Genomic DNA, 8,806 nt, shown 5'->3' on the forward strand with positions numbered 1-8,806 from the left:
GGGGTCTGAGGGCCAATGGAACGAAAACGTACGCTAAGGAAATAACCAATTGTTATAATTGATATTATTCATTCTTCTCTATGAACTGAAAGCCCGCACTAAGCAATGTTTTAGCCTCAAATGACTTTTTTACCTACCCAACTAACGTAACGATCGCACATCAGGTCGTTTTTCAACCGCATAGTGACACCTGCACTCACATGCGAGAAAACACATATGATTTTGACTTCTTGTTTTGGTGGAGAGACAATACCCATTCATAGCAGGAGTACATAATGCCAGAAATTGCATCCCTACAACTTTTCAAAATACTATCTGATGAAACCCGCCTGGGTATCGTGCTACTGCTCAGGGAGATGGGGGAGCTGTGCGTATGCGATCTCTGCACAGCGCTGGAACAATCACAACCCAAGACCTCCCGCCATCTGGCGATGCTTCGGGAAAGTGGCCTGTTGCTGGATCGCAAGCAGGGGAAATGGGTTCATTATCGCTTATCCCCGCATATTCCTTCCTGGGCTGCCCTGGTGATTGAGCAGGCCTGGTTAAGTCAACAGGACGACGTACAGGCCATCGCCCGTAAGCTGGCATCGGCCAACTGCTCTGGCAGCGGTAAGGCTGTTTGTATCTAAAAATTTTGCCTGTACATATATGTTTTTACGAATATGAGGTGTTAAAGATGAAAATGTTAACGGTGTTTGATCCGGCGATGTGCTGCAGTACCGGCGTTTGTGGTTCAGATGTCGATCAGGTTTTGGTCAATTTTTCTGCTGATGTGCAATGGCTGAAAGGGCGTGGGGTTCAGATCGAACGTTATAACCTGGCGCAGCAGCCTATGAGCTTCGTTGAGAACGAAAAAGCGAAAGCATTCCTTGAGGCTTCTGGAGCTGAAGGGCTTCCGCTGCTGTTGCTTGATGGTGAAACGGTGATGGCCGGGCGATACCCAAAACGCGCTGAACTGGCTCGCTGGTTTGGTATACCGCTGGAAAAGGTGGGTTTAGCTTCCACCAGTTGCTGTGGTGGTAAAACTTCCTGTTGTTGAGTATGTCAGGAGGACATATGAAATTCTTAGAGAATATCCCGTCTTACCTGTTTTTCACCGGTAAGGGAGGTGTAGGCAAAACTTCGATTTCCTGCGCAACGGCTATACGTCTGGCTGAACTGGGAAAGCGTGTTCTGCTTGTCAGTACCGACCCGGCTTCCAATGTCGGTCAGGTATTCGATCAGACTATCGGTAACACTATCCAGCCCGTGACTGCTGTGTCTGGTCTTTCGGCTCTGGAGATTGACCCGCAGGACGCCGCCCAGCAATACCGCGCCAGAATCGTTGACCCTATTAAAGGTCTTTTGCCTGATGACGTTGTTAACAGCATCAGTGAACAGCTTTCAGGAGCTTGTACGACAGAGATCGCTGCATTCGACGAGTTTACTGGCTTACTGACTGACGCTTCTCTGCTGACCCGCTTTGATCACATCATTTTTGATACTGCCCCAACTGGCCACACTATTCGCCTTCTTCAGCTTCCCGGAGCCTGGAGCAGCTTCATCGAAAGTAACCCGGATGGTGCTTCCTGTCTTGGTCCAATGGCTGGGCTGGAAAAACAACGCGAGCAATATGCTCATGCGGTTGAGGCATTATCCGATCCTGAACGAACTCGCCTTGTGCTGGTCGCGCGATTGCAAAAATCAACACTGCAGGAAGTCGCTCGTACTCATGACGAATTATCAGCTATTGGCCTTAAAAATCAGTATTTAGTCATTAACGGTGTCCTGCCTGCGAGCGAAGCAGAACGTGATGCACTGGCCGCTGCAATATGGCAACGGGAGCAAGAGGCGCTGGCAAATCTTCCTGCCGGGTTATCTGATTTGCCGACAGACAACTTATACCTGCAGCCGCTGAACATGGTTGGTGTATCCGCATTGAAAGGCCTGCTCAACGAACACGCTGAGATAACATCGCTTCCTGAACAAAGCCCACAGAACAAGCCAGAGAATATGTCGTTGTCTGTCCTGGTTGATGATATCGCCCGCAGTGAACACGGTTTGATTATGCTGATGGGCAAAGGTGGTGTGGGCAAAACCACAATGGCTGCGGCTATCGCCGTCAGTCTGGCGGATAAGGGTTTTGATGTGCATCTCACCACCTCAGATCCTGCTGCACATCTCAGTACAACGCTCAATGGCAGCCTCAAAAATCTGCAGGTCAGCCGAATCAACCCTCACGATGAAACTGAACGCTATCGTCAGCATGTTCTTGAGACGAAAGGCAGGGATCTGGATGAGGCTGGGAAACGGCTGCTCGAAGAGGATTTACGTTCTCCTTGCACAGAAGAGATTGCGGTGTTCCAGGCGTTTTCACGCGTAATTCGTGAAGCTGGCAAACGGTTTGTGGTCATGGATACGGCACCTACCGGGCATACGCTATTACTGCTTGATGCTACCGGGGCTTATCACCGTGAGATTGCCAGGAAGATGGGGGATAAAGGTCATTTTACCACTCCGATGATGCAGCTTCAGGACCAGGAACGTACCAAAGTTTTGCTGGTCACTCTGCCTGAAACCACACCTGTACTGGAAGCGGCAAACCTGCAGTCCGATCTTGAACGTGCGGGGATTCATCCCTGGGGCTGGATTATCAATAACAGCCTTTCGATTGCACAGACGCAATCGCCGCTGCTTTGCCAGCGCGCCCTACAAGAGCGTCCTCAAATCGAGGTTGTGAAAAACCAGCATGCAAGCCGCATAGCGTTAGTACCGGTAATGGCTGCAGAGCCCACTGGCATCGAGAAACTCAGAGAGCTGGTTGTTTAATTTTTTTTGTATATACAGGGCGGCAAAGCCGTCCTGTCTGGAGGATTTATGTTACTGGCAGGCGCTATTTTTGTCCTGACCATCGTTTTGGTTATCTGGCAACCGAAGGGATTAGGGATCGGCTGGAGTGCGACGCTGGGCGCGGTACTGGCGCTGATCTCTGGCGTAGTCCATTTTGGTGATATCCCTGTAGTGTGGAATATTGTCTGGAATGCGACGGCGACCTTTATTGCCGTGATTATTATCAGCCTTCTGCTCGATGAATCGGGCTTTTTCGAATGGGCGGCGCTGCACGTTTCACGTTGGGGTAACGGTCGCGGGCGTTTGCTGTTTACCTATATCGTTTTGCTCGGCGCAGCGGTGGCGGCACTGTTTGCCAACGATGGTGCGGCATTGATTCTGACGCCAATTGTTATCGCCATGCTGCTTGCATTAGGTTTCAGCAAAGGCACTACGCTGGCATTTGTCATGGCCGCCGGGTTTATTGCCGATACGGCCAGTCTGCCGCTTATCGTGTCCAACCTGGTTAACATCGTTTCTGCAGACTTCTTTGGGCTGGGTTTCACTGAGTATGCGTCGGTAATGGTGCCGGTGGATATCGCAGCCATTATCGCCACGCTGGTGATGCTGCATCTGTTCTTCCGCAAAGATATTCCGCCAACTTACGACCTGGCTCTCCTGAAAGCACCGGCAAAAGCGATTAAAGATCTGGCAACCTTCAGAACCGGCTGGATAGTGTTGATCCTTCTTCTGGTTGGCTTTTTCGTCCTTGAGCCGTTGGGTATCCCGGTCAGTGCGATTGCTGCTGTAGGGGCTGTCATTCTGTTTGCGGTGGCGAAGCGAGGTCATGCCATTAACACTGGCAAAGTGCTTCGCGGTGCGCCATGGCAGATCGTCATATTCTCTCTGGGAATGTATCTGGTGATCTATGGTCTGCGTAATGCCGGACTAACAGAATACCTCTCCGGTGTGTTGAACGTGCTGGCAGATAAAGGACTTTGGGCCGCGACGTTTGGTACTGGCTTCCTGACGGCTTTCCTCTCTTCCATCATGAACAATATGCCTACCGTGCTGGTTGGTGCTCTCTCTATTGATGGCAGCACTGCAACAGGCGTTATCAAAGAGGCGATGATTTTTGCCAACGTGATTGGCTGCGATCTTGGACCGAAAATTACACCTATTGGTAGCCTGGCAACGTTGCTCTGGCTGCATGTCCTTTCACAGAAGAACATGACCATCACATGGGGATACTATTTCCGCACCGGGATCGTCATGACTCTGCCTGTGCTGTTTGTAACGCTGGCCGCGCTGGCGCTACGTCTCTCTTTCACTTTGTAATGAGATACTGATATGAGCAACATCACCATTTATCACAACCCAGCCTGCGGCACGTCGCGTAATACGCTGGAGATGATCCGCAACAGCGGTATCGAGCCGACCGTTATTCTTTACCTTGAGACTCCACCTTCACGCGATGAGCTGGTCAAACTCATTGCAGATATGGGCATTTCCGTCCGTACTTTGCTGCGTAAGAACGTCGAGCCGTATGAGGAACTGGGTCTTGCAGAAGATAAATTTACTGACGACCAGCTCATCGACTTTATGCTACAGCATCCGATTCTGATCAACCGTCCGATCGTAGTGACGCCACTGGGAACTAAACTTTGCCGTCCTTCAGAGGTTGTTCTCGATATCCTTCCAGATGCCCAGAAAGCGGCTTTCACCAAGGAAGACGGTGAAAAAGTCGTTGATGATTCAGGTAAAAGACTGAAATAAAGACGAAGGGGGCATTTGCCCCCTTCATTATTACTTCGCCATTTCTTCCAGCAGGTCAATACCAACCGGCTCTTCGCTCTGTAGCGCTGTTAATGCAATACGCTTTGCATACTGCTCTTCCACATCAGAGATGAGAGGCAGCTCGCGGTTCGCCCTGATCTTCAGGAAAGGCGAAGACGGTTGAGCAGCTGCCAGGCTGTTATTAACGACCCATGCCCACGGCTCGATGCCAGCTCGGCGTAGATCCTGCTGCAGGTTAGCGGCTTCCAGTACAGGTGTCGTTTCGGCAAGCGTCACGATAATCACCTTCGTCTTCTCCGGGTCTGCTGCTTTTTCGCTATCACCTGTCTTCGATGTCAGAAAGCGAGAGAATTCGGCTTCATGCTGTCGCCAGAACACACTCATGCAATTGTTGAATGCCTTTACATCACTCATGTTCGTCCTCAAATTTTGCTCAGATTAACCCGGCTCTCATCTTCCAGAATTTTATAAACAGTGGAACGGGCAATACTGAGCCGGCGGGCAATATCTGTTGCACCAGTTCCCTGCTGATGAAGTGCCAGTACACTATTTCTGTCGATGATGCGCTTTCGGCCAAACCGGATACCTTTCAGCCTGGCCTCCTGCCGTCCTTCGTTCGTACGCTCCAGAATCCTCCTGCGTTCGGCCTGGGCTACAGCTGAAAGAATGGTCACAACCATTTTCCCCATTTCACCGTCGGTGCTGATCCCGTCGTCTATGAATCGGACCGCGACTCCCTGAGCGTCGAATTCTTTTATCAGTTGGATCATATCGGCAGTGTCGCGGCCAAGCCGGTCGAGTTTCTTCACCAGGATGACGTCACCTTCCTCCACCTTCATTCGCAGCAGATCCAGTCCTTTCCTGTCGGTAGAACTGCCGGATGCTTTGTCGGTAAATATGCGACTGGCTTTCACCCCCGCCTCTTTAAGCCCCTTGATCTGAATATCGAGGGACTGCTGGCTTGTTGATACCCGTGCGTAACCAAAAAGTCGCATAAAAATGTATCCTAAATCAAATATCGGACAGTGGGTGTCTGTTATAACAAAAAATCGATTTAATAGACACCTAGACAACACCATTTTAGTGTGTCCGAGAATTTATAATATTTCGGACGGTTGCGAAATTGTTAATTCATGACCATCAGGCAGGGAGGCCGGTATGCCCGTCGATTTTCTGACCACTGAGCAGGAACTGAATTATGGTCGCTATGTTGCAGAACCCAATGACGTGCAGCTGGCGCGCTATTTTCATCTTGATGAGCGGGATCTTGCCTTCATTAACCAGCGGCGGGGAAGGCATAACCGGCTGGGAATTGCGCTTCAGCTCACCACCGCCCGTTTTCTGGGCACCTTTCTGACAGACTTAACCCGGGTTCTGCCAGGTGTTCAGCAATTTGTCGCGGTGCAGCTTAATATTCGCCGTCCGGAAGTCCTTACCCGCTACGCAGAACGGGTTACCACCCTCAGAGAGCATACTGCGCTGATTAAGGAATATTACGGTTACCATGAATTTGGCGATTTCCCCTGGTCTTTCCGCCTGAAGCGCCTGCTGTACACCCGCGCATGGCTCAGTAATGAGCGACCCGGCCTTATGTTTGATTTTGCCACCGCGTGGCTGCTTCAGAATAAGGTCCTGCTGCCCGGAGCAACCACACTTGTACGTCTCGTCAGTGAAATACGCGAACGGGCAAATCAGCGGCTGTGGAAGAAACTGGCCGCGTTGCCGGACAGCTGGCAGACCGCCCGCGTGACGGAGCTTCTGGACATTCCTGAGGGGCAGCGTACTTCACCGCTGGAGCAACTGAAAAAGGGACCGGTCACCGTCAGCGGCCCGGCATTTACCGAAGCGCTGGAGCGATATATCCGGCTGCGAAACCTGGAATTTTCCCGACTGAATTTTACCGGTCTGCCTGCTATACAACTGCGTAATTTGGCCCGTTACGCAGGCATGGCGTCGGTAAAATATATCGCGCGAATGCCACAGCAGAGAAAACTGGCCGTACTCACAGCATTCGTTAAAGCGCAGGAGACTGCGGCGCTGGATGAGGCCGTTGATGTGCTCGATATGCTGATACTGGATATCACTCGTGCGGCGAAGAAAACGGGGCAGAAAAAACGGCTCAGGACGCTTAAAGATCTTGATCGTGCTGCGCTAATATTGGCGCGGGCATGTTCATTGTTGCTGGATGAACAGGCTGACGATGCTGAACTGAGGGAGACCATATTCAACAGCATACCGAAAAGCAGGCTGGCAGAATCCGTCAGCAAGGTAAATGAGCTGGCCCGGCCTCAGAACAACAATTTCCATGACGAAATGGTGGAGCAGTACGGGCGGGTAAAGCGCTTTCTTCCGGCGGTATTGCGCGACCTGCATTTCCAGGCAGCGCCAGCCGGAGAACATACGTTGTCCGCCATTCATTATCTGACCGAACTGAACGGCTCGAAAAAGCGCATCCTGGACAATGCGCCTGAACATATTATTACCGGCCCCTGGAAACGCCTGGTATACGATGCGGAGGGCCGGATACAGCGTGCCGGTTACTCGCTTTGTCTGCTGGAGCGCCTTCAGGATGCACTACGTCGAAGGGACATCTGGCTCGAAAACAGCGATCGCTGGGGAAATCCCCGCGAGAAGCTGTTGCAGGGGGAAGAATGGCAGGCTCAGCGGGTCCCCGTTTGCCGGGCGCTGGGACATCCCACTGATGGACATAAAGGCGTGCAACAGTTGGCGGTCCAGCTAGATGAAACCTGGAAAACCGTCGCATCCCGCTTTGAAGGAAATGCGGAGGTTCATATTTGCCATGACGGTAAACATCCTTCCCTGACTATCAGCAGCCTGGAGAAACTGGAGGAGCCACCATCGTTGCATCGTCTCAACAGTCGGGTAAGGCTGCTACTCCCGCCAGTAGATTTGACGGAACTGTTGCTTGAAATAGATGCCAGAACGGGATTTACACGTGAGTTTACGCATGTCAGTGAATCCGGGGCCCGGGCACAGGATCTGCACATCAGCCTGTGCGCGGTCCTGATGGCAGAGGCCTGCAATATCGGGCTGGAACCGCTGATAAAGCACAATATACCGGCGCTGACGCGCCACCGGCTTAGCTGGGTAAAACAGAATTACCTCCGGGCAGAAACGCTGGTCAGCGCCAATGCCCGCCTGGTTGATTTTCAGTCCACACTGGAGCTTGCTGGCCGCTGGGGTGGTGGCGAAGTGGCTTCAGCTGATGGCATGCGCTTTGTCACGCCGGTGAAAACCGTCAATTCAGGACCTAACAGAAAATATTTTGGTTCCGGACGTGGCATCACCTGGTACAACTTCGTCTCTGATCAGTACTCTGGATTCCACGGCATCGTTGTCCCCGGCACATTACGAGATTCCATTTTTGTGCTGGAAGGCCTTCTGGAGCAGCAGACAGGGCTGAATCCGGTTGAGATCATGACAGACACAGCCGGTACCAGCGACATTATTTTTGGCCTCTTCTGGCTGCTGGGATACCAGTTTTCCCCCCGGCTTGCCGATGCCGGTGAAGCGGTATTCTGGCGAGTGGATAAATCGGCAAATTACGGTGCACTGGACGAACTGGCACGTGGTTGTGCCGATCTGTCGAAAGCCGAGGATCAGTGGGATGAGATGATGCGAACCGCCGGTTCGCTGAAACTGGGCACCATTCATGCTTCAGAACTCATTCGCTCTTTGCTGAAAAGCTCGCGCCCATCAGGGCTGGCACAGGCGATCATGGAAGTGGGGCGCGTCAACAAGACGCTGTACCTTCTTAATTATATTGATGATGAGGATTATCGTCGGCGGATCCTGACGCAGCTAAACCGGGGGGAAGGCCGCCATGCTGTGGCGAGGGCGATCTGCTACGGGCAGCGCGGTGAGATCAGAAAGCGCTATCGTGAAGGTCAGGAAGATCAGCTGGGGGCACTGGGCCTGGTCACTAACGCAGTGGTACTGTGGAACACACTTTATATGCAGGAAGCCCTGAGCTGGATACGCAGTAATGGAGAAGAAATCGGGGTTGAAGATATCGCCCGGTTGTCCCCACTGATGCACGGGCATATCAATATGCTGGGGCATTATACGTTTACGCTACCGGAGGATATTTTGAAGGGGGAACTGAGAGAACTAAATTTCAATTTAAACAATGAATTAACTTCTTAGCGTACGTTTTCGTTCCATTGGCCCTCAAACCCCT

General features: G+C 51.8%; 8 protein-coding genes. 6 read left to right on the top strand and 2 right to left on the bottom strand.

From position 1 onward, the window contains the following. Positions 1 to 275 precede the first annotated feature (275 nt). From arsR to arsC, 5 genes are read left to right on the top strand one after another with little or no spacing between them, the layout of a single operon-like run. On the top strand, positions 276 to 629 hold the full coding sequence (gene arsR / locus ENGE1_RS25730) for an As(III)-sensing metalloregulatory transcriptional repressor ArsR (protein WP_001114073.1): 354 nt from the start codon (positions 276 to 278) through the stop codon (positions 627 to 629). 47 nt (positions 630 to 676) lie between these two features. Then, on the top strand, positions 677 to 1,039 hold the full coding sequence (arsD, locus tag ENGE1_RS25735) for an arsenite efflux transporter metallochaperone ArsD (RefSeq protein ID WP_000783215.1): 363 nt from the start codon (positions 677 to 679) through the stop codon (positions 1,037 to 1,039). 17 nt (positions 1,040 to 1,056) lie between these two features. Further along, entirely contained in the window at positions 1,057 to 2,808 is a 1,752-nt protein-coding gene (gene arsA / locus ENGE1_RS25740) for an arsenite efflux transporter ATPase subunit ArsA (RefSeq protein ID WP_001556710.1), read from the top strand. A 48-nt stretch (positions 2,809 to 2,856) separates the two neighbouring features. Beyond that, entirely contained in the window at positions 2,857 to 4,146 is a 1,290-nt protein-coding gene (gene arsB / locus ENGE1_RS25745; protein WP_003026002.1) for an arsenite efflux transporter membrane subunit ArsB, read from the top strand. Between the two features lie 12 nt (positions 4,147 to 4,158). Then, positions 4,159 to 4,584 carry a glutaredoxin-dependent arsenate reductase gene (arsC, locus tag ENGE1_RS25750; protein ID WP_000065759.1) on the top strand — a complete coding sequence of 142 codons (426 nt, stop codon included), beginning with the start codon at positions 4,159 to 4,161 and terminating at the stop codon, positions 4,582 to 4,584. Between the two features lie 30 nt (positions 4,585 to 4,614). Here arsC and ENGE1_RS25755 read toward each other — a convergent pair whose 3' ends face one another. Further along, entirely contained in the window at positions 4,615 to 5,019 is a 405-nt protein-coding gene (locus ENGE1_RS25755; protein ID WP_004118313.1) for an ArsA-related P-loop ATPase, read from the bottom strand. Between the two features lie 8 nt (positions 5,020 to 5,027). Further along, positions 5,028 to 5,600: a recombinase family protein gene (locus ENGE1_RS25760; protein WP_001556711.1), complete on the bottom strand. Its 573-nt coding sequence runs from the start codon at positions 5,598 to 5,600 to the stop codon at positions 5,028 to 5,030. 163 nt (positions 5,601 to 5,763) lie between these two features. Here ENGE1_RS25760 and ENGE1_RS25765 point away from each other — a divergent pair, with 163 nt between their 5' ends. Further along, complete coding sequence (locus tag ENGE1_RS25765; RefSeq protein WP_012291341.1) at positions 5,764 to 8,772, top strand: Tn3 family transposase; 3,009 nt, start codon at positions 5,764 to 5,766, stop codon at positions 8,770 to 8,772. Positions 8,773 to 8,806 lie beyond the last annotated feature (34 nt).

The organism is Pluralibacter gergoviae ATCC 33028 = NBRC 105706 (genome assembly GCF_001598855.1).
Taxonomy (GTDB): domain Bacteria; phylum Pseudomonadota; class Gammaproteobacteria; order Enterobacterales; family Enterobacteriaceae; genus Pluralibacter; species Pluralibacter gergoviae.